Raw genomic sequence first — 18,584 nt, forward strand, 5'->3', positions numbered from 1 at the left:
GGAAATGGGGTGGTATGTGCGTTACAGGTTACAGGCGGGTGTTAAAATCAAACAGCTTGGTATCTCTTTGTTGGCTACGCTGCTGGTTGCCTGCGCTGGCCCGTCGGGCACTGTTCCCATAGACGAGCGCGGTCGCGGTGGTCAGCGGGCAGAATCAGTAACATCTGGCTACCATACGGTGCGACGTGGCGAAACGCTGTATCAAATAGCCTTTCGCTATGGTTGGGACTGGAAGGCCCTCGCTAGCAATAACCGTATGGCCGCGCCTTACACTATTTACCCTGGACAGCGTATCAACCTGAATACCAGAACCGCTTCACGTGGTCCTGTTATCTCCAGACCTTCGTCTAATTCGCCGCGTGCAGCTACGCAGAATTCGTCGGCATCTCGCCCGCAGGTGGCCACAGCACCAGCCCCCGCAGCCAGACCAGGAATTACCACCACCACCCGCCCAGCGGCTACGCCCGCACGACCTGCTGCCCCGCAACCCAGCGTGCCGGCCAGTGTCGCTGGCTGGAATTGGCCTGCTCGCGGTACCTTGCTGGCACGCTTTCAATCAAACGGTAGTTTGAATAAAGGGATTGATATTGCAGGGCAATTAGGTGAGCCTGTGAAAGCGGCGGCAGATGGCGCTGTAGTGTACGCAGGACGTGGCCTCATAGGTTATGGCGAGATGATAATCATTAAGCATGACGAGACCTATTTGAGCGCGTACGCACACAATAGCCGCTTGCTGGTAAGTGAAGGTGATCAGGTTAAAGTAGGGCAAACGATCGCCGAGATGGGGAGTAGTGGTACAGATCGGGTGAAGCTGCATTTCGAGATCAGGCGTAAGGGCCAACCGGTAGATCCTCTGGCCTATTTACCTAAATCTTGATGTGACGTCGGTGGGACTGACATCTAAATGTCATGCCGCCAGTGCACGCTGCTCGAACAAACACAGATGTGTGCACAGGTTTGAATGTTGGGGCGGTTCGGTCAACTTTTTCATTGATCAAGCTTTTGCCGCTGCTGCAACAGTGTTCATACCGCGTTTGGACTGGAAATGGGGCATGTGTATATGGCAGTCAAGAATAAGAAACAGCCACGGCAGACCATAACGGATCAACCCACGCCTGATGAGTGTGGTGACATTGATGCTAAAGACAGGGCGAAGCCTCTACCTTCAACTACCGCAAAACGCGCTACACCGCGTAACCACAAGCGTGAAAATGCGTTTGAGTTTACCAAGCAGCTGGATGCGACTCAGCTTTACCTCAACGAAATCGGTTTTTCCCCCTTACTGACCCCCGAAGAAGAAGTCTATTTTGCGCGTTTGGCGCAGAAGGGCGATCCTGCAGGTCGCAAGCGCATGATAGAAAGCAATTTGCGCTTGGTGGTCAAAATCGCTCGGCGTTATGTCAATCGTGGTTTGACGCTACTGGACTTGATCGAGGAAGGTAATCTCGGCTTGATTCGGGCGGTTGAAAAATTTGATCCGGAGCGTGGTTTTCGTTTCTCGACTTATGCCACCTGGTGGATCAGACAAACGATTGAACGTGCAATCATGAATCAGACGCGCACCATCCGCCTGCCGATTCATGTGGTGAAAGAGCTTAATATCTATTTGCGAGCGGCCCGTGAGTTGACCCAGAAGCTTGATCACGAACCGTCACCGGAAGAGATAGCGCTGTTGCTCGACAAGCCGGTGGCAGACGTCAAGCGTATGCTGGGTTTGAACGAGCGCGTCGCCTCTGTCGATATGTCGCTAGGCCCTGACTCAGACAAGACGCTACTCGATACGTTGACGGATGATCGCGGTAACGATCCCTGTGATCAATTGCAGGACGATGATCTCAATACCAGTATTGATAGCTGGCTCTCCGAGTTAACCGAAAAACAGCGTGAGGTAGTAACACGCCGCTTTGGTCTGCGCGGACACGAGAGCAGCACGCTGGAGGAAGTTGGCCGCGAGATTGGGTTAACGCGTGAGCGTGTACGTCAGATTCAGGTTGAGGCATTGAAGCGATTGCGCGATATTTTTGAGCAACATGGCCTGTCCAGTGAGTCGCTGTTTCAGTAGGCTAGCCGCTGTTTAAAGTCATCCCACCGCCCTCGGCGGTGGTGCATCGAGCGGTTCTCGCTTGGTGCTATTTCCCATGCTTTTTTTTTGCAGGCGAAAAGGCCATGCCACTTCGCTGCGTCTGCCGTTATAGTAGCCAGGTACGGCGGCTACGCCGCAATCAATACTTGGCGACTTTGCTTTGCTAGTGCAACTCGAGAGGATTGGACTCAATGGAACTGACAACTCTGGTTATTCTTGTTGTTCTCGCGGTGGCCTTGATCTACGCCATTATGCTTTACAACCAGTTGGTGAGTGTGAAGCACGCGGTGAGCCAGGCGTGGTCCAACATTGATGTGCTATTACGGCAGCGGCATGATGAATTGCCCAAGTTGGTCGAGGCCTGCCGTCGTTACATGCAGTATGAGGGTGAAACGCTGGAGCGCGTCATCGCCGCCAGGAGCGCTGTTGCCAATGCCCGCCAGCAAAGTGATGTAAAGGGCGTTGGCGTAGCCGAGACGGCGTTACGCAGCGGCTTGGGGCAGCTGTTTGCCTTGGCGGAAAATTATCCTGAACTAAAAGCCAGCGAATCCTTCCAGCATCTGCAACAACGCATCACCGGCCTTGAAAATGGCATTGCTGATCGTCGTGAGCTCTATAACGCCGCTGTAAACATCAATAACGTACGTATTGAGCAGTTTCCCGAGGTATTGCTGGCACGGCTATTCAACTTCAAATCAGCTGATTTGCTGCAGTTTACTGCCGAGGAGAAAGCTGACGTCAGTATTCGAGCTCTGTTTTCATGATTGATGTGCACGGCGTGATGCTGCTGTCGCCATCGATTTACTATCTATTTTGCGCGATGGCGACTCTTTGTGCTCTAGGTTGCCTTTATCTTATGCTAAGCCGCCTGCAGCGGGCACGCTGGATAGAGGATACGCCGACTTCGCGAATTCGCTCAGCCGCGCAAGGGCTGGTAGAGCTCAACGGTATGCTGGATGCCGGCGGTCATGAGCCGCTGCTTTCTCCGTTATCCAACAAACCATGCCTTTGGTATCGCTTTCGTGTTGAGGAGTATCGGGGACGCTCTGATCGAGATAGCCAGTGGCGCACGGTAGAGCAGGGTGTTTCCGAGCGGCCTTTTCTGTTGCGCGACCCAACAGGTACCTGTTGGATCGATCCGGTGGGCGCTGATGTTTATCCCAAGCACCGCCGACGTTGGGAGGGTAACCAGCGTTGGCCCGCAGAGTCGTCAGCAGCAAAAGGGCTCCTGGGTATGCTGCTCAGCAAGCGCTACCGCTATACCGAGGAGTGGTTTATGGCGGAGGAGCCGCTCTATGCCATTGGCTGGTTCGAGAGCCGCGGTGGTGGACGTGAAGCGGTGGACTTGGACGCAATTTCGCGCCAGGTGATCAGTAGCTGGAAAGCCGACTATCCGAATTTGCTGGCGCGGTTTGATCGTAATAGTGACGGTAAGATTGATCTGGAAGAGTGGGAGCGGGTGCGCCGCGCCGCGAGCCAATCAGCTGAGAAACAGGCAAGAGCGGCTGGCCAGGCGCCGGTAGTGCATGCGTTGAGCAAACCGGCTCGGCGCGGTTTGCCTTTTGTTTTGTCGGATCATCATCAGGATGATCTTAGTCGTCGATTGAGAGGTAAAAGCAGGTGGGCGCTGTCAGGCTTGGCTGTCAGTGCTGTGCTGGCGTGCTGGTTATGGCTGGCGTAAATGAAGCCACCTTTTAGCTGATTTTCGAGCTATTGCGCACATCAAGCTTACTGGTCTGATATTGGCGTATCCAGATATCAAAGGCTGCGGCTGAAAGCGGTCGGCTGTAGTAGTAACCCTGGCCCTCGTTGCAACCTTGGGCGATGACATAAGCCTCTTGCTCTGCGGACTCTACGCCCTCAGCGATGACTTCCATATTCAGGCTGCGGCCCAACTGAATGATGGCGCGTACAATGGTTGCGTCATCTTCGTCCCGCAGCACATCCTGCACGAAGCTTTTATCGATCTTGATCTTATCCAGCGGCAGGCCGCGTAGATAACTGAGCGAAGAGTAGCCGGTGCCAAAGTCGTCAATGGCGATCAGTACGCCGATCTTTTTCAGGCTATTAAGATGGCTTGCCGCAGCTGCAATATCTTCCATCAGACCGGTTTCTGTTACTTCCAGCTCCAGGCAATGCGCGGGTAGTTGGTAGCGCTGCATCAGATTGGTTACGACGCGTGACAGCTCACTATGGTGCAATTGCACAGTCGACAGGTTGACTGCCATGCGCAGTCCGGTGAGTCCCTGATCGTGCCAGACCCGCAGTTGCTTGCACGCTTGATCCAATACCCATTCACCGATATTGATGATGATACCGTTCTGTTCTGCCAGTGGAATGAACAGATCTGGCGGCACCAGGCCGCGTTCGGGATGCTGCCAGCGCAGCAGCGCCTCCACGCCCACGACCTCGTGGGTTGCGTAACTTACCTGAGGCTGGTAGGCCAAGTGAAATTCGTTACGCTCCAGTGCGCCTCTGAGCTCCTTGTCGAGTTCGCGTCTTACGCGCATCTCGCTGTCGAGGCTGGCAATATAAAACTGATAGCGGTTCCGTGAGCGGGCTTTGGCCAGCATCATGGTTTGCTCGGCTTTCTGCAAGAGCTTCTCGGCGTCATCACCATCGTCGGGGAACAGGGTGATGCCTATTGTCGCACGCAGGCTGACGGTGAGCTCGCCGATCTCAATCGGGCGGCTTAAGTCGTCGAGAATGGTTTGTGCCAACTCGGCGGCCTCGTATGGCTCGCCTACGCCGGTTTGTACCAGGGCAAACTGATCTCCACCCAGGCGGGCCAGGCTACCCAAGCGGCCACTATTGGCGCGTAGACGATCCGCTACGGTGATCAGCAGGCTGTCGCCGGATTGGTAACTGAACTGCTCATTGATTTCCTTGAAGTCGTCCAGGCCGCAGCACAGTACTGCTACACCGCGTTGTCTGCGGCCAGCGTCAGCAAGAATGCGCGTGAGCTGCTCCTGCAGCAGAGTGCGATTGGGCAAGCCGGTTAGATGATCGTGCTGCGATAAATGCAGCAAGTTGGCTTCCGCCTCGCGCCGCCGGCTGCTGTTGCGCTCGATTGACTCCAGTAGTTCGTTGGCCTTTCTGATCCAGAGTCCCAGTTCGTTCTTTTCCTGGCCGCGCAGCATGGGGATGTGCATCTTGCCTGGATGGTCAGGATTGATATCGGCAATATGATCGATAATGCTGGCAAGTGGCTTGGTCAGTAGTATGTGATAAAGCATATACAGGGCAAAGGCCATGGCCATGGCACGCAGCACGCCCGATAATAAAATTATCAGAGAGCTTTGCAGGAAGTCTTTACCATAAGGCGCCGTGTCCAGGGTGATCTGCAAGTCGCCGTAGTACTCATTGTAGGGCTCGCGGCCATAGAGCTCGATGCTGTATTGCTGCTCTATGCCGAACAGCCAGTCGGTCAAGGTGCGATAACTTGCGTCTCTTAGAGGGCGCTCGCGGCTGGCCAGCTGTGTCTCGTCCGGGTGGCCGATAGCGGCGTAGCGAACCGCTTCGTGTTCGAACAGGCCACCAATGACCTGCAGTGCCATTTCGCGATCCAGGCTGTAGACAGCCTGGGTAGCCGGATCTTGGGACATGGCCAGGATCTGCTCGGCATTGCTGTCGATCAGCGTACTTTCCTTGCGCAAGTCGTAGGCAATCTGACCCATGCTCAGAACGACGCCCACTACCAAAGCCCAAAGTAGCACCAAGCGAAGCAACTTTATGGAAAGGCTGTGTCGGCGCTCTAGCTTCAAAGTCTTGTTATTCCTATCGTGAATGCGTTAAGCGGTAGGATCATCGTGGGAGGTTGCGCTAGGCATTCAGTACCCGCACGATTTGTTATTTTTTCAACAGCGATATGTCGAGTATCGACAAACTGATCGGTGACGTCAAAGTGAAATCACTTTTTGCTCTGCTGAAAGCACAACACCTCGCCGGAGCGAGGTGTTGTGGGCCTAACTTACTGCACTGCAACTTTGTTCAGGCTGCGAAGTTTTTCGCAACAAAGTCCCAGTTAACCAGATTCCAGAATGCCTCAACGTACTTGGGACGGGCATTGCGGTAATCAATGTAGTAGGCATGTTCCCACACATCACAGGTCAGCAGCGGCGTGTCGCCTGAGGTGATAGGGTTGCCGGCACCGATGGTGCTGGCCAGAGCCAGTGAACCGTCAGCCTTTTTAACCAGCCAGCCCCAGCCAGACCCGAAGGTGCCGATGGAGGTTTTGCTGAACTCTTCTTTGAATGCCGCGAAGGAACCGAAAGACTTGTTGATAGCCTCGGCTAGTGCGCCAGTAGGTTCGCCACCGCCGTTCGGGCTGAGGCAGTTCCAGTAGAAGGTGTGGTTCCAGATCTGCGCTGCGTTGTTGAACACACCGCCGCTGGAAGTCTTGATGATGTCTTCCAGGCTCTTACCTTCATACTCGGTGCCCGGAACCATGTTGTTCAGGTTCACAACATAGGTGTTGTGATGCTTGCCGTAATGGTATTCGAGAGTTTCTGCAGAAATGTGTGGTTCCAGTGCATTTTTCTCGTAAGGGAGTGCTGGTAATTCAAAAGCCATGGTTATTCTCCATCTTCAGGTATCAGGGTCCAGAAACGGAATAGTACTTAACTGTGCGACATCAAATGTATGCCTCAGTTCGACTTCGTTGACCACGGTTGCCACGTGGGCAGAGTGGACAATCTGCGACGCCTCTTTTTTCTACTGGAACTGATACAGGCTCCAGAGGGCGCTGCCCGTCTTGCGATCGGGAAGCCCCGATGATAGCACCTGAAAGCGCAGCTATCCACGTACCAAGTATAGGGTTATAGCCCTTCAGAGTGTCTGCAACGCCGGTTTAGCCAAAGACCAGGCAACCGCCAGCATCATTGCTGCGACGGCCAGGTCAATGCAGCGCCAGGTCAGGGGGCGACTCAGCAAGGGCGCTAATCTCGCGGAGCCCAGCGATAACAGGCTGAACCAGATAATCGATGCACTGACGGCGCCCAAGGCAAAGATCAACGGTAGAGGATTCTGTGCGCCTACTGAGCCGATTAACACCATGGTGTCCAGATAAACGTGCGGGTTTAGCAGAGTGACTGCCAGGGTGCTAAGCAATACCGCACGGCGCGATCGCTTGGGTTGCTGGCCGGCATGCATTGCCGCTGGCCAGGCCGCACGTTTCAGTGCCTGTAAGGCATAAAGCGAGAGAAAGCCAACCCCGGCCCAACGCGTAATCTCCATGGCCAGCGGATGACTTTGCAGTAATGCCGCCAAGCCGAAGGTGCCGGCGAGAATCAATACCGCATCACAGCTCATGCAGATCAGCGCGGCGCTGATGTGATGCTCTCTGCGCAGACCCTGAGCCAGCACAAAGGCGTTTTGTGCACCTATCGCCATGATGAGTCCGGCGGCAACAAAAAGGCCGTTGGTGTAGCTGTGCAACAGAGTGGGCATGGATAGCGCCTTGTGATTAGTGGAAGGAAGTGATTTTGGAGTGGTTATCGATATCAGAAAAGACAATAATGCTGATGTCATATTAGAGAAATTGATGATGCTGGATTATAAGCTGTTGGCGGCATTGACCGCTGTAATAGAGCAGGGTGGCTTCGAGCGCGCGGCATTGAGCTTGGGTTTGTCGCAATCAGCGATCTCGCAGCGGATCAAGTTGTTGGAGTCACGGCTGGGCTCGCCGGTATTGGTCAGAGTGTCGCCGCCTCAAGCGACCGCGGCAGGCCAACGGCTACTCAATCACGTGCAGCAAGTGCGGCTGCTGGAGCGCGATTTGCGCAGCGACCTGCCGGAAATAGATACGCAAGGAGGTATGAGTCGGCTGCGCATTGCGCTTAATGCCGACAGTCTGGCCACCTGGTGGGCAGAGGCCGTCAGCGGCTGGTGCAGTGCTGAGCGGGTGCTGCTGGATATGCAGGTAGAGGATCAGGACGTAGGCTTGCGACGCATGCGTAATGGTGAGGTCGCTGCCTGCGTTTGCGCTACCGAGCAGCCGGTGGCTGGCGCGCGTAGTTTACTGCTGGGGCAAATGCCATACCTGGCCGTAGCCAGTCGCGTATTTATTGATCGTCATTTTCCGGCTGGCGTGGTGCCAGCGCGGTTACCAGGCTTACCGGCTGTGGTATTTGGCCCGGATGATCAGCTGCAGCACCGGTTTATGCAGCAGTTGGGTTTGCCGGGTGAGTTTGAATACCATCTGTGTCCCTCATCCGAGGGGTTCGTACGTATGCTCAGCGCGGGCGTTGGCTGGGGTATGGTGCCGGCGATGCAAGTGGCAGGCGAATTACGGCGTGGAGAGTTGTCCGAGCTGGTGCCGGGGCAGGCGCAGTCGGTATCGTTATATTGGCACTACTGGCGCAATGGCGGACAGTTGTTGGCAGGGTTGACCAGCGAGCTGGCACGGAAGGTGCCAGCCCTATTGGGCTAATCAATCCAGCTGCATCTCACCTGAGCCAGCCAGTTTCTCGATACAGTCAGCGCCGAGCAGTCGTGAAGGGGTGTAATAGCCTGGAGCAGGTTCGTTTTGTTGAAGAAAATCAACGGCAAAAAGGGCTCCCTCGACGGTCACGTCGTAACCATTGGCGGTTTCAATACGCGCGGTGATTTTCTTGCCGACGCGGTTTTGTGCCTCGCCCCAGACGAAAGACCGTGCGTTCAAGCGTTGATCACTGCCAGGTCCAAGAATACGTCGGCCTACCAGATACTTGAGCAAGGCCTGGACTGGCGGGAGGCCGAGCAACGGGCGTAAACGATCCAGGCGGCGCAGCCGCGTGGCAGCACTCGGCGCCATGGGGATGTACACCTCGATGTCATCAATGCCGGTAGAGAACCACGCCGTCGCGATATCGCCCCAGGGAATGGTGACGGCGTGTTTTGTCCCGTTACCGAAGTCTATATCTCGGCTTTGATACGCCAGAGGAACCGTTTTTATCTTGTCGTTCTGGCGGATACGTCCGCCATATTTCAAACCTTCTACTGAGGTTTTAGCTGTGCCGGGGGAAAAGCCAGTACGTGAGTCGAACCCCAGTGCAAGGCGGTCGGCATCTGGCATTGCTTCTTTTAAGCGTGCGGCAATACAGTCGGTGGGAATGACGTCGAAGCCAACGCCTGAACAAATGACCACATCGGCCTCGGCTGCTTCGCTATGTCGGCTCTGAGCTGCGATAAACACGTCGATCTCGCCGGTAATGTCGAGGTAGTGACAATGGTTGTGCAGGCAGGCATCAATCATGGGCTGACTGGTAGCTGAGAACGGCCCTGCGCAATGGACGACTATATTCATCCCCTGCATGCCCTGATTGGCTGCGTCTGGATCGTCTAAGGTGAAGTGACGCGCCTGTAATCCAAGTTCGCTGGCCAGTGCGCTAACGGCTTGCTGATTGCGTCCAGCTAGTACCGGCGTCAAGCCGCGAGATAGCGCCTCGCGTGCTAACAGTTCGCCGGTATAGCCATTGGCACCGTAAATCATCCATTCAGACATTCAATTACTCCTCAGACCCTGGATGGCTCAGAGTAATGTCTGTGGTGCGTATGCGCCAGCGGCTTGTGGGTTACGCAGGTTCGGATATGCGACATAGACACGCCATCGACAAGCCTGATGGCATGCCTCAGCGAATAACCTGGCCCCGGTAGATGCGCACGCTGCCACTCGGGGATGCTGGAGTCGGTTCTGCCGGCATGTCACGTTGGCGCTGTGCGTTAACATGGTATTGCCGCGCGGCAATGGCGCCTTGCGCTACCATGCTTTCTTCCGGTTCGGGCACAACGGGGGCAACCATATCCGCCAGCCGGTTACCCAGGTCGCGAATATCGGCATTCGGGCAATCGCGGCTCAAGCCGATCATGCTTTCCACTGCATCCGGGTCGCCCAAGTGAACGGTCACCCCGAGTGAGCGTTTTAAATGGCGTCTCAGTGTGGTCATGCAGTCAAGTGTTGCGCGGTTGAACTGTGCGTCTGCAATCATGGATCCATCCCCCAATTAATCACTGGTCTCGCAAGGTGCGGTAGCCAAGTGAGTTAAGTGCAAGCAGAATGTGTACCAATTCGCATAAGTGCTGGATATATGCCGCCAGGCGAGGGTCATAAACCTGCTGGTTGCGGGTAAAAGGCCATTATGTGCTATTCCGTGGTGCGGGCTTGCACCGCTCTGGCGCGAGCTTTTGGGCAAGATTGGGAGTTGGGGACGAATGAAGAAGCAAGAGTTGGATGATGATTTACCTAGTCTGCGAGCAAGTCGCGATGATGGCTTTGATCCAGTATCGGTCGCGCCTCAGCGCAGCAGTTCCAGTGGGAGCTTGCGCGCTGATCCTCCACCCCAAGTGTCGGGTGCGAGCAACGGCCCACTCTGGGCGCTGACTGCGGCACTGTCTTTAGCACTTGTTGCGCTGGGCTATTGGACTTATCAGCAGCAAAGCATGCTTAAACAGCAATTGGTCGCGACGCAAACCAGCTTCGCGCGCATCAGTGAGGAAGCCTCGGGACGTATTCAGGATATTAACGGCAAGTTCAGTGCCACCGAATCCAGTCTCGGTCAGGCTGAGCAGGCCAGGAGCGCTCGCATCGGCAAGCTGGAAAGTCAGGTGGCCGCATTGCAGAAGACGCTGAGCGAGCATGATGAGCGTTTGCTCAGCACCAGGACAGCGAACGCGCAGTTGAGCAAAGAGGTCGAGGCGCAGCAGGCACAGCTGACTAGCTTGACTGCTGGCACTGCCGATTTTGCTGAGCGCCTGAGCGAGCAATCGAGGCAGCTGCAAGCTGCCGCAGAGCAGGCCAAGACAGCGGCAGCGCAGTTGACGCAACTGCAGGGGCAACTGGCAGGGCTGGAAGAGTTGCAATCACAGTTAGCGGCTCAGGCCGCCCAGCTGACCAGCCAAAAACAGGCGTTACAGGCATTGCAGCAGGAAGGCGGCGGTGACGTTGAGCAAAGTCTGCTGGTGATGCGCACCGAGCTTGATCAGCGCGCGGCTGCGACCGAGCAGGCGTTGGATTCGATTGACAGTTTTCGCCTGCAAACCAACCGTAGCATCAGTACTCTGCAAAACCAGTTGGCTAGTCTGCATGCGCAGGTACAGGGTAACTGATGAACTTCCTTGCCCACTTATTGATGGGGTCAAACTCGCCGGAGCAGGCCCTGGGCAGCCTGCTTGGCGATTTTGTCAAAGGGCCGGTGCAGCAGATTGCGTTGCCCGAAGGGGTGCGCGGCGGCATCTGGTTGCATAGGCGTATTGATGGCTTCACGGATAGTCATGCGTTGGTGCTGCAAAGCAAGGCGCGGGTTAGCCCTCAGCGCCGCCGCTTTGCCGGCATCATGGTGGACATGTTCTATGATCACTTGCTGGCGCGTCACTGGCAGCAATTTTCCGAGCTACCGCTGGCGGAGTTCAGTCAGCAGTCCTATCGGCACCTGCTGCAGCAGCGCGACATTATCCCGGAAAATGCGTGGCCGGTTATTCGGCACATGAGTGAGCACGACTGGCTCACCAGTTATGCGCAGTTACCGCACTTGCATCGCGCGCTGGATAATATGTCCAAGCGACTGCGGCGCGATAATGCAATGCCTGGCTCGGTTGCGGAGCTGGAGGCAGATTACGCCGCCTTTGAGCAGGATTTTTTTCGTTTTATGCCGCAGGTTCAGGCCTTCGCTGCTGATCAGGCGGCGCTTTTGAGCTCGGGTGCCGTTGACTTTACCGTGCCGTCCGGCAATCCCAGAGCCTGACTCACTGCCGATTGTGCTTCTCTGGCCAGCTGATTTCGGTTGCGGTCCTGGCTAGCGATGGGCGCAAGAAAATACACATGTACGTCTATGGTCCTGGAGCCGAGTAAGCGTACCAGGTGCTGTGAAAACTCATCGTCATCGATGAAGGGCGCGGAGCGGTCAGCCTCACCATCGAGCCGGTAAGCCACAGCGACGGGTTGTATCGGTGCCTTGACGTCTATTGCACTGCCCAGCAAGCGGCCGTGAAAAGTACGTACCCGGTCGCCGGCAGTGGTAGTGCCTTCAGCAAAAATGACCAGACTACGGCCCTGGTTCAGGATCTGGGTCAGTTGTGCCTGCAAGGATTGCGACACCGACTTCCCGCGTTGGATAAAGCAGGTCCCGGCAGCTGCTGCCAGCCAGCCGATGACGGGCCATTGCCGCACCTCGGCCTTGGACAGAAAATGCACCGGGGCTTGCGCACCGAGTACGACGATATCCAGCCATGACACGTGGTTGCTGACCCAGAGCGCGGTATCACTCACCGGGGAGCCATGCACGTGCAGCCTCAATGGCAATAGACGGATCAGATTGCGCAGCCACCAGCGTGTCAGGCGCTGGCGCTGACCATCCAGAAAGGCCGGCTTGAAAGGCTGCAGCAGCGCGACCCAGGTTGCGAGCAGCAGGCCACAGATGATCCAGCCAATGACGCCAGCCAAACGCAGCGCTTTACCCGGCGTCATCCTCAGACTGCCTTGAAATGGCGAGCGTAGCGTGGGCAAAGCTGCTCACGGCGTAGCAGGATAAAAACATCGGCAACGTTGAATTCCGGATCCCAGCAGGGCTCACCGCAGACCTTCGCACCTAGGCGCATATAGGCTTTGAGCAGCGGTGGTAGCTGTGCGGTCAGGTTGGCTGGCAAGTCACGCTCGGGAATGGGTAAGCGTGGAATCGCATTAAGGTACTCGCGGCTCAGATAGCGCCCACGCAACCGCTGCATGATGGCGTGCGCTTGCAGGCCGCCGTCGCGCATATCGATGCTGGCGCAGCCCATCAGGTATGCGTAATGGCGCTCATTCATCAGCTGCGCCAAGCCCGACCAGAGCGCTGAAATAGTCGCGCCATTGCGGTACTCAGCGTGCACACAGGTGCGACCGATCTCCATGATGTCGCCACGCAGGTCAGTCAGGCCAACCAGCTGAAACTCACTCTCGCTATAGAAACCGCCTGCCTCTGGGGCGCGGCGGCTATCCAGGATGCGGGTGGTCGCGACCACGCGACCGGTGTTCTGGTCGCGCACGATCAAGTGTTCGCAGTGCAGGTCATAATGATCCTGATCCAGGCCAGCTTCGGCCGTATGCAAGACCGCGCCACATTCTTCAGCGAAGACCTGGTATCTGAGAGCCTGTGCTGCTCTGAGGCTGCGTGCGTCGGTAGCCAGTTCTACCAGCAACTGGCGACTGTTGGATTCTTCGAGGGCGAGCGCTGCTTGTGACATGGACACCTCCGTCCGGGCATCTGTTATTTGATGTACAAGCTGAGCCTATGGCGCTGGGGTGTCAGGATTGTGAATCCTTGGTTACGTTCCTGTGACTGCGTACATCTTGATGCAGGTCAGTGGCCTGACCGCATTGCTGATTTATAAGGTGGGCTGGAATTTAACCTGTAGGGAGTCTCGGTATGGCCACGGCAAGAGTTTTGTTCGATAACGGACCGCACAAGGTGTTGTGTTTTGACCAGTTGGTCACCGGCGATGGGGTGCAGTCGAATCAATTTCTGATCATCGATCACGACGAGCATGCGCTGCTTGATCCGGGTGGAGATCTGACGTACATGCCGCTTTCATTGGCAGTCAGCCGGTATATACCCCTGCCTGACCTGACCTATGTGTTTGCGTCACACCAGGATCCGGACATCATTGCGTCGCTGGATAAATGGTTTTTGCACACCCGCTGTAAAGTGGTTTGCTCAAAACTGTGGGCGCGTTTCTTGCCGCACCTGAGTGCCGGTTTTCTGAATCGGCAGATGGGTATGTCGACTACCGATCGGATGATAGCCATTCCTGATCGCGGTGCCGACGTGCCGCTGGGTAAGTCCTCAATCAAGATACTGCCAGCGCATTTTCTGCACTCCGTGGGTAACCTGCAGTTCTTTGATCCGATCAGCGGCATCCTGTTTTCCGGCGATATGGGAGCATCAATGTTGGACGATGCGGAACCAGTGACCGACTTTGCTACTCACAAATCCAGTATGGAGGGCTTTCACCGTCGCTACATGGCGGGGAACAAAGTATGCCGTCTGTGGGCTAATATGGTTCGTCAGTTGGCACCGACCATGCTGGTACCTCAACACGGTCGTCCCTTTGACGGCCCTGAAATGATCAATGCTTTTCTGGACTGGATTAGCCAGCTCGAGTGCGGGGTAGATCTGCTAACGCAGGACGATTACCGAATTCCTTGAGCGGCGTCCGCTACAAGGATATTTATGTCGTCGCGTGTGTATGAGTGGCATCAGGACAACGAATTCAATCTGCGCGTGGATGGGCACCGCTACTTTCCGCGCATACTCGAAGCCTTTGAGCAGGCCGAGTCCAGCATTGATATTGAGATGTATCTGGTCTCCTCGGGCACCAGTTGCGATCAGGTGGTGGATGCTCTTCTGCAAGCGGTCTCGCGAGGCGTAAAGGTTCGCTTCATGTTTGATGCGATCGGCAGTGAAAAGATGAAGCAGCCGGATCGTGACCGACTCAGCGATGGCGGCGTTGCAACGCGCATCTATAATCCGACATCCTGGTACCACGGCACGCGCATGTTTCATCGCGATCACCGTAAACTGATCATCATCGACCAGAAGATCACTTTTGTCGGCGGTACTGGATTTACTGATGAGTTTTGTCAGCAAGAGGAGGGGAGTGATTGCCCTCGCTGGCATGAGCAGATGCTCGAAGTGCAGGGGCCGGTGGTTGCTGACTGGCTGGATTTGTTTGAAATTGAATGGGCGCGGGTAGGCAAGTATCAACGCCGTGGCTTCTCACCTGTTCGGCGAGTAAAAATACCGTCCCGTCCGCAGGAGGGTGGCGGTCACGCGCGGGTGTCCTACATCGGGGCGCGTGAGCAGAAAGAGGTGGTTGCCTCTTTGCTTGGTGCATTGGCTCATAGTGAACAACGAGTCTGGTTGGCAACGCCTTATTTTTTGCCTTCCTGGCGCATTCGTCGGTCGTTGATCCGCGCCGCACGGCGCGGCGTCGATGTCCGTCTGCTATTGTGTGGCACCAGTGTCGATCACGTTGCAGTGCTTTACGCTGGCCAGCGGTATTACCGTCGCCTATTGAAAGCCGGTGTGCGCATCTACGAGTTTCAACCCCGTTTTACCCATTTGAAGACCGCTATGGTTGATAACTGGGTGTCGCTTGGTTCCTGTAACTTTGACCACTGGACCTTGCATTGGAATCTGGAAGCGAATCAGCAAGCGGTTGATCCTGGCTTGGCGAGCGCGGTGACCGAGAGCTTTGAGAACGATTTCGCGCAAAGTTACGAATGGACGTTGGAGCGCTGGCGTAATTTACCCTTGAGTCATCGCCTGAAAATTCGGGTGTGGGGGCAAATCAATCGATGGGTGATGCGGATTTTTGGTATTCATCGTTGAGACCTGCTCCACGTCAAGCGTGGAGCAGTTGTGCGCTTTACTGGCTGGCAAATACCGGTTTGCGCTTCTCGATAAAGGCGGTGAGCGCTTCGCGCGCATCTGCGCTGCCGAGTAACTCGGTGAAATGGGCGCCTTCCGCATCCATAGTCTGCTCTGCCACTTGGGCCACCCCTTTTTTGATCAACTGCTTGGTTAGCTTGACCGAGCCCGGCGGCAATTCACTAATGCGCCTGGCGGCATCCTGAGCGGCTTGCAGTACGGCTGATCCTGCCGGCAAGGCGTGATTGGCCAGGCCGATTTCAGTTGCGCGCTGCCCCGATAATTCTTCGCCTAGCAGCAGCAGTTCTGCGGCGCGCAGGTGACCCAGCAGGCGCGGTAGTAGGAAGCTGGAGCCTGCTTCGGGACAGAGGCCAAGGTTGACGAACGGCATTTTCAAGCGTGCATTGTCAGCAACGAACACCAGGTCGCAATGCAGCAACATGGTGGTGCCGACACCGACTGCAGGACCGTTCACGGCGGCGATCAGGGGTTTTTCTGCGTGACAGATAGCGCGTAAAAAATGATAGACCGGACTCTTGGTGTCGCTGCGCGGTGAGTTGACGAAGTCGCCGACGTCGTTGCCACTGGTAAAACAGCTGTCGCTGCCTTGAATCACTACGGCACGAATCTGGTTATCTTGTTGTGCTGCGTTGATCGCCTCGGCCATGGCACCGTACATAGCCTGGGTCAGGGCGTTCTTTTTATCGGGACGGTTCAACGTTAGCGTCAGCACGCCGCCGCTGTGCTCAATCAGTACGTGTTCGCTCATATTGTCTCCAGCGTCTCTCACTCGGTTTTTCTTTGCCAAGCATGGTCGCATGATTTGAATTGCTGCCGCAGCAACCATGGCCTGCCGAATGAGTACTCATAACGATGCCGGATCAATCGATGGGTGGCTATTCAAGCTAACTCCGCGCGAGAAAGCTCTCGTCGATAACCTGCGGTCCGGCCAGGCCGGCCATAAAGAGTGGTCGGCGTACCTGCTCGGTAAACTCGGCGCCGCCACAGACTAATGCCAGGGTCGCTCGTGAGCGAATACGCAGACTGCGCAGGTCTGCATCCAAATCTGCTCGCTGGCGCAAATTGAGATGCAGTTGGGGTTCACTCGCTGCCAGATCCGTCAGTGGTTGTTGCAAGTAGCAGCCCTGTTTGGCGGCTGACCAGTGCCACAGATTGATACCGCCGCTGTGCCCGCTTTGCAGTGCGTCGCGCGCAAGCGCCTGCAGCGGGGCTAGACCGGTACCGCTGGCTAGCAGCAGCAGTGGGCGGTCATGCCAGGCGGGGTCGTAACACAGATGGCCGCCAGGGGCGCCAAGATAGAGCGTTTGGCCTACGCAGGCCTGTTGTAATTGGTGTGAGAAGGCACCGTTGTCGCGCACCTGAATATGAAACTCGAGCAGCGCGTCGCCGGGCAGGCTTGCCAGCGAATAGCTGCGCCCCAGTCGCGACGATAACCATAGGGTGACGTGTTGACCTGCGCGGTAGCGCAGGGGGCGCTGAGGAGCCAAGCGCAGGCGCACGATATCGCCAGGTAGGGTTTCCAGACTCTCAATCTGCGCGGGTAAGCCATCGCTGGCCGGGTCATGCAGTGTCAGATGCATATCCTGCTCGACACTGCATTGGCAGGCGAGCAACCAACCTTCGGCTTGCTGCGCTGGACTCAAGCCTTGCTGTGCGGCGGCTGGAATCGATTCTGCGGGAGCCTGGATGAGGCAACTGTGGCAGTGACCGGCACGACAGGACCAGTTGATTGGCAGGTCTGCGCCCTGCAGTGCCGTCAGCAGGTTGTCACCTTGGCTCACTTGCAGATGGCGGCCTTGTACGATCAATTCAGGCATCGGTCAATTCAGGCTTGGGTGAGTTTTTCATGGCTGGGTTGGTAGCGTTCGCAGCGATTCCGGCCACTGTTTTTGGCCGTGTATAACGCTTGATCGGCATTGTTCAAGCGCACTTCCAGGTCATCTTCCTGGTGGATCATACTCAGGCCTGCAGATAAGGTGCAGTTTACGCCTTCAGGCAAGCTGGGGAAATGTGCTTTGGCAAAGCTGACACGTATACGCTCCAGGCATTGGTACAGAATGTCGAGATCGGTATTGCTCAGCAGAATAACAAATTCCTCGCCGCCAAAGCGCGCGACCAGATCGCCTTCGCGCAGGCTGTCTGTCGCCAGTTTGGCGAAGCCCTGTAATACCTCGTCTCCAGCCGCGTGGCCGTAGAGGTCATTGATGCGTTTGAAATGATCCAGGTCAATCAGGGCTACACCGAGCGTCTGATTGGGCCGCATTAGCGTCATTCGGCGGCGTGCCTCGTCAATGAAGTAGCGGCGGTTTGCCAGTCCGGTAAGGCTGTCGGTAGTGGCCAGACTCTGCAGCTGCCCCATCATGCCGCGCAGGGTTTCCTGGTGCGCTTGCAGTGTGCTGTGACGCTGCTGCAAGCGCTCGCGGAGCTCACGGATATAGCTGCCGGTGATGGTTAGACAGCCGAGAAAACAAGCGAGAATAAACCACTGTACCAGGCTCAGTGTCAGATTCTGCGAGCTGGGAGAGCTGTAGTAATCAAAGGCAATAACGCTGCCAAAGCAGACCAGCGCCAGACCTGCTTGCAGCAGCAGATCGCGGCGCGATAGCTGGAATATGCCAAACACCAGAATGTTGGCGTAGACCAAGATGAGGCTGCCGCGCAGGCTGTCTGAAAAAGCCAGCATATACGTGGTTAACAAAATGGCTACGGCGATCTGGGCGTTGCTGAGGCTGGGTTCCGAGAAGCGGAGGTTGAGGCCGGTTTTGAATAGCAGCAAAAATACACTCTGGGTAAGCAGCCCCAGAAGCACGTGACTAAAGGCCATCCAGGCGGAGCCGTCATAGTGACCAGCGGCCCAGGCAACCCCAATGACCAGGTAGGTTATCAGGTAATTAACCTGCGCCAGGAAGAAGCGCTGTAGCCTCAGTGCCTGAAATTTATTGTTATCTGCGGCCTGGGTTTCGTTCACGATAGGCTCGACTTTATGTGATGGCATTATGACGTCAATTTATCGTTTAAGCCCTGGTTTGGGAAGCAGTATCTTGCTGCTGGCTGCAAAGTGACTGCCCACGGCCTGGCCGTGCTGAAAATGCCCGGTG

19 protein-coding genes are annotated in these 18,584 nt (G+C 56.0%); 9 read left to right on the plus strand and 10 right to left on the minus strand.

Annotated features, from left to right (window positions below; all coding sequences use genetic code 11):
• The first annotated feature begins 4 nt into the window (after window positions 1-4).
• The 4 genes from H4J77_RS05680 to H4J77_RS05695 all read left to right on the plus strand — a co-directional run bounded on the left by H4J77_RS05680 (window position 5) and on the right by H4J77_RS05695 (window position 3,764).
• Window positions 5-877, plus strand: a complete 873-nt coding sequence (locus H4J77_RS05680; protein WP_123887817.1) for a peptidoglycan DD-metalloendopeptidase family protein — start codon at window positions 5-7, stop codon at window positions 875-877.
• A gap of 183 nt (window positions 878-1,060) precedes the next feature.
• Window positions 1,061-2,062: an RNA polymerase sigma factor RpoS gene (gene rpoS, locus H4J77_RS05685; RefSeq protein WP_305955048.1), complete on the plus strand. Its 1,002-nt coding sequence runs from the start codon at window positions 1,061-1,063 to the stop codon at window positions 2,060-2,062.
• Window positions 2,063-2,274: 212 nt separating this feature from the next.
• The gene (locus tag H4J77_RS05690; RefSeq protein WP_123887819.1) at window positions 2,275-2,847 is read left to right on the plus strand and encodes a LemA family protein; all 573 of its coding nucleotides are present in this window, start codon (window positions 2,275-2,277) and stop codon (window positions 2,845-2,847) included.
• A 92-nt stretch (window positions 2,848-2,939) separates the two neighbouring features.
• Window positions 2,940-3,764 (plus strand): GIDE domain-containing protein, encoded by an 825-nt coding sequence (locus H4J77_RS05695; RefSeq protein WP_235869590.1) that lies wholly within the window; start codon window positions 2,940-2,942, stop codon window positions 3,762-3,764.
• Between the two features lie 13 nt (window positions 3,765-3,777).
• Here H4J77_RS05695 and H4J77_RS05700 read toward each other — a convergent pair whose 3' ends face one another.
• From H4J77_RS05700 to H4J77_RS05710, 3 genes are all read right to left on the minus strand, one after another.
• Complete coding sequence (locus H4J77_RS05700; protein WP_123887820.1) at window positions 3,778-5,847, minus strand: bifunctional diguanylate cyclase/phosphodiesterase; 2,070 nt, start codon at window positions 5,845-5,847, stop codon at window positions 3,778-3,780.
• A gap of 226 nt (window positions 5,848-6,073) precedes the next feature.
• Window positions 6,074-6,655: a superoxide dismutase [Fe] gene (gene sodB / locus H4J77_RS05705; protein WP_123887821.1), complete on the minus strand. Its 582-nt coding sequence runs from the start codon at window positions 6,653-6,655 to the stop codon at window positions 6,074-6,076.
• Between the two features lie 255 nt (window positions 6,656-6,910).
• Window positions 6,911-7,531, minus strand: a complete 621-nt coding sequence (locus tag H4J77_RS05710) for a LysE/ArgO family amino acid transporter (RefSeq protein ID WP_123887822.1) — start codon at window positions 7,529-7,531, stop codon at window positions 6,911-6,913.
• A gap of 97 nt (window positions 7,532-7,628) precedes the next feature.
• Here H4J77_RS05710 and H4J77_RS05715 point away from each other — a divergent pair, with 97 nt between their 5' ends.
• Window positions 7,629-8,513: a LysR family transcriptional regulator ArgP gene (locus H4J77_RS05715; RefSeq protein WP_123887993.1), complete on the plus strand. Its 885-nt coding sequence runs from the start codon at window positions 7,629-7,631 to the stop codon at window positions 8,511-8,513.
• On the opposite strand, the gene H4J77_RS05720 is transcribed toward H4J77_RS05715, so the two are convergent.
• Both H4J77_RS05720 and H4J77_RS05725 read right to left on the minus strand, forming a co-directional pair.
• Window positions 8,514-9,566, minus strand: a complete 1,053-nt coding sequence (locus H4J77_RS05720) for a trans-acting enoyl reductase family protein (protein ID WP_123887823.1) — start codon at window positions 9,564-9,566, stop codon at window positions 8,514-8,516.
• Window positions 9,567-9,693: 127 nt separating this feature from the next.
• Window positions 9,694-10,050, minus strand: coding sequence for a hypothetical protein (locus H4J77_RS05725; RefSeq protein ID WP_123887824.1), 357 nt, complete (start codon window positions 10,048-10,050; stop codon window positions 9,694-9,696).
• Window positions 10,051-10,273: 223 nt separating this feature from the next.
• Here H4J77_RS05725 and H4J77_RS05730 point away from each other — a divergent pair, with 223 nt between their 5' ends.
• Window positions 10,274-11,167: an ATPase gene (locus H4J77_RS05730; protein ID WP_123887825.1), complete on the plus strand. Its 894-nt coding sequence runs from the start codon at window positions 10,274-10,276 to the stop codon at window positions 11,165-11,167.
• Window positions 11,167-11,802, plus strand: coding sequence for an ACP phosphodiesterase (locus H4J77_RS05735; protein WP_123887826.1), 636 nt, complete (start codon window positions 11,167-11,169; stop codon window positions 11,800-11,802). Before H4J77_RS05730 ends, H4J77_RS05735 begins: the two co-directional genes overlap by 1 nt.
• On the opposite strand, the gene H4J77_RS05740 is transcribed toward H4J77_RS05735, so the two are convergent.
• Window positions 11,736-12,524, minus strand: a complete 789-nt coding sequence (locus H4J77_RS05740; protein WP_123887827.1) for a 1-acyl-sn-glycerol-3-phosphate acyltransferase — start codon at window positions 12,522-12,524, stop codon at window positions 11,736-11,738. The two genes, H4J77_RS05735 and H4J77_RS05740, sit on opposite strands and share 67 nt — an antisense overlap.
• Before the next feature lie 2 nt (window positions 12,525-12,526).
• Window positions 12,527-13,279 carry a GNAT family N-acetyltransferase gene (locus tag H4J77_RS05745; RefSeq protein ID WP_123887828.1) on the minus strand — a complete coding sequence of 251 codons (753 nt, stop codon included), beginning with the start codon at window positions 13,277-13,279 and terminating at the stop codon, window positions 12,527-12,529.
• Window positions 13,280-13,461: 182 nt separating this feature from the next.
• Here H4J77_RS05745 and H4J77_RS05750 point away from each other — a divergent pair, with 182 nt between their 5' ends.
• Complete coding sequence (locus tag H4J77_RS05750; RefSeq protein ID WP_123887829.1) at window positions 13,462-14,241, plus strand: MBL fold metallo-hydrolase; 780 nt, start codon at window positions 13,462-13,464, stop codon at window positions 14,239-14,241.
• Window positions 14,242-14,265: 24 nt separating this feature from the next.
• Window positions 14,266-15,426 carry a phosphatidylserine/phosphatidylglycerophosphate/cardiolipin synthase family protein gene (locus tag H4J77_RS05755; protein WP_123887830.1) on the plus strand — a complete coding sequence of 387 codons (1,161 nt, stop codon included), beginning with the start codon at window positions 14,266-14,268 and terminating at the stop codon, window positions 15,424-15,426.
• Window positions 15,427-15,463: 37 nt separating this feature from the next.
• On the opposite strand, the gene H4J77_RS05760 is transcribed toward H4J77_RS05755, so the two are convergent.
• The 3 genes from H4J77_RS05760 to H4J77_RS05770 form a co-directional block, all read right to left on the minus strand.
• Window positions 15,464-16,234 carry an enoyl-CoA hydratase gene (locus H4J77_RS05760; RefSeq protein WP_123887831.1) on the minus strand — a complete coding sequence of 257 codons (771 nt, stop codon included), beginning with the start codon at window positions 16,232-16,234 and terminating at the stop codon, window positions 15,464-15,466.
• 136 nt (window positions 16,235-16,370) lie between these two features.
• Window positions 16,371-17,303: a 2Fe-2S iron-sulfur cluster-binding protein gene (locus tag H4J77_RS05765; protein ID WP_123887832.1), complete on the minus strand. Its 933-nt coding sequence runs from the start codon at window positions 17,301-17,303 to the stop codon at window positions 16,371-16,373.
• Window positions 17,304-17,311: 8 nt separating this feature from the next.
• Window positions 17,312-18,481 (minus strand): diguanylate cyclase, encoded by a 1,170-nt coding sequence (locus tag H4J77_RS05770; RefSeq protein WP_123887833.1) that lies wholly within the window; start codon window positions 18,479-18,481, stop codon window positions 17,312-17,314.
• Window positions 18,482-18,584: the final 103 nt, after the last annotated feature.

The sequence above is a fragment of the Pseudomonas sp. 5Ae-yellow genome (genome assembly GCF_014077575.1).
Taxonomy (GTDB): domain Bacteria; phylum Pseudomonadota; class Gammaproteobacteria; order Pseudomonadales; family Pseudomonadaceae; genus Halopseudomonas; species Halopseudomonas neustonica.

Excerpts from the sequence above, each read along its gene's own strand:
- H4J77_RS05770 (WP_123887833.1), bottom strand. The coding sequence starts at position 18,481 with ATGCCATCACATAAAGTCGAGCCTATCGTGAACGAAACCCAGGCCGCA.
- H4J77_RS05745 (WP_123887828.1), bottom strand. The coding sequence starts at position 13,279 with ATGTCACAAGCAGCGCTCGCCCTCGAAGAATCCAACAGTCGCCAGTTG.
- H4J77_RS05730 (WP_123887825.1), top strand. The coding sequence starts at position 10,274 with ATGAAGAAGCAAGAGTTGGATGATGATTTACCTAGTCTGCGAGCAAGT.
- H4J77_RS05695 (WP_235869590.1), top strand. The coding sequence starts at position 2,940 with ATGCTAAGCCGCCTGCAGCGGGCACGCTGGATAGAGGATACGCCGACT.
- H4J77_RS05690 (WP_123887819.1), top strand. The coding sequence starts at position 2,275 with ATGGAACTGACAACTCTGGTTATTCTTGTTGTTCTCGCGGTGGCCTTG.
- rpoS (WP_305955048.1), top strand. The coding sequence starts at position 1,061 with ATGGCAGTCAAGAATAAGAAACAGCCACGGCAGACCATAACGGATCAA.
- H4J77_RS05725 (WP_123887824.1), bottom strand. The coding sequence starts at position 10,050 with ATGATTGCAGACGCACAGTTCAACCGCGCAACACTTGACTGCATGACC.
- H4J77_RS05735 (WP_123887826.1), top strand. The coding sequence starts at position 11,167 with ATGAACTTCCTTGCCCACTTATTGATGGGGTCAAACTCGCCGGAGCAG.
- H4J77_RS05765 (WP_123887832.1), bottom strand. The coding sequence starts at position 17,303 with ATGCCTGAATTGATCGTACAAGGCCGCCATCTGCAAGTGAGCCAAGGT.
- sodB (WP_123887821.1), bottom strand. The coding sequence starts at position 6,655 with ATGGCTTTTGAATTACCAGCACTCCCTTACGAGAAAAATGCACTGGAA.
- H4J77_RS05760 (WP_123887831.1), bottom strand. The coding sequence starts at position 16,234 with ATGAGCGAACACGTACTGATTGAGCACAGCGGCGGCGTGCTGACGCTA.
- H4J77_RS05750 (WP_123887829.1), top strand. The coding sequence starts at position 13,462 with ATGGCCACGGCAAGAGTTTTGTTCGATAACGGACCGCACAAGGTGTTG.
- H4J77_RS05740 (WP_123887827.1), bottom strand. The coding sequence starts at position 12,524 with ATGACGCCGGGTAAAGCGCTGCGTTTGGCTGGCGTCATTGGCTGGATC.
- H4J77_RS05710 (WP_123887822.1), bottom strand. The coding sequence starts at position 7,531 with ATGCCCACTCTGTTGCACAGCTACACCAACGGCCTTTTTGTTGCCGCC.
- H4J77_RS05715 (WP_123887993.1), top strand. The coding sequence starts at position 7,629 with ATGCTGGATTATAAGCTGTTGGCGGCATTGACCGCTGTAATAGAGCAG.
- H4J77_RS05720 (WP_123887823.1), bottom strand. The coding sequence starts at position 9,566 with ATGTCTGAATGGATGATTTACGGTGCCAATGGCTATACCGGCGAACTG.
- H4J77_RS05755 (WP_123887830.1), top strand. The coding sequence starts at position 14,266 with ATGTCGTCGCGTGTGTATGAGTGGCATCAGGACAACGAATTCAATCTG.
- H4J77_RS05680 (WP_123887817.1), top strand. The coding sequence starts at position 5 with ATGGGGTGGTATGTGCGTTACAGGTTACAGGCGGGTGTTAAAATCAAA.